The organism is Myxococcus xanthus, assembly GCF_013116825.1.
GTDB classification, from domain to species: Bacteria; Myxococcota; Myxococcia; order Myxococcales; family Myxococcaceae; genus Myxococcus; species Myxococcus xanthus_B.
The window spans coordinates 1-809 of sequence record NZ_JABFNS010000294.1 but is presented as its reverse complement, the minus strand read 5'-3'; the positions used below and the strand labels follow the sequence as shown (position 1 = coordinate 809).

Genomic DNA, 809 nt, shown 5'->3' with positions numbered 1-809 from the left:
TGCCTCTCGCACGGCCTGCACGGCCCGACTGGCCACCTCTCGCATCAACTGCCCGAAGGCGTGGTTGAATCGCTCGAAGAAGGCGCTGGGTGACAGCCTCTGTCCGGTGAGCGCGATGTAGTTGGCGAAGGCCGTCGTCTGCGTGCCGGGCAGCGGCGTCACCGCAGCCACGGTGGACTCCACCAACGCCACCAGGTCCACCTTGCGCTGGCGCTGCAACGCGCCCAACCGCCGCGCCGCCTCCAGAATGTCTTCGGCCGACACCAGCGCGCGCAGTCCCTCAGCCACCTTCGTCCTCGGAGTGCTCTTCCTCATGCCGGAAGAGTGTTCCTGGCCACGCCGTTTCGGCGGACCTGCCTGCTCGACTGCACTCAAGTCACTGATACTGCTCCGCTTTTCTTCATCACGTTAAACGGACGCGGATGGCCGCACCATAGACCGGCTCATGGTTCGGGTGCATGCCTACCTCTCCGCTCGCAATGCCCAGCGCTCCGCCAGTCCATCCTTGCGACGAGTCGACCTCAGGCGCACACCCTGAGGCCGTTCGAGAATTACGATCGTTGGTTTAGCAGAATCGCGCCCTTACCTCGTAACCGCCCGGAGTGCTTAGGCGTCGGTATCCCGCCGCGTCCCGTCCCGTCCTGGTCCAGCCCATTCCGCACGTTCCTGCGACATACGTGCAACATGGCGAAGCCCGTCGCTTTTGGTCAGTGAGCCGGGGCAGACGCTATCGCACGCCCGCCGCTCGGATGCCGTCGACCTCGACGAGGAGGTGGAGGGGACCTCGCAAGGTCGGGTTGGGCCGGTAG

At 65.3% G+C, this 809-nt stretch carries 1 protein-coding gene; it reads right to left on the bottom strand.

Annotated elements, in window-relative coordinates; all coding sequences use genetic code 11:
- A partial coding sequence (locus HNV26_RS37370; RefSeq protein WP_216613093.1) for a hypothetical protein occupies positions 1-315 on the bottom strand: 315 nt, incomplete at its 3' end.
- Positions 316-809: the final 494 nt, after the last annotated feature.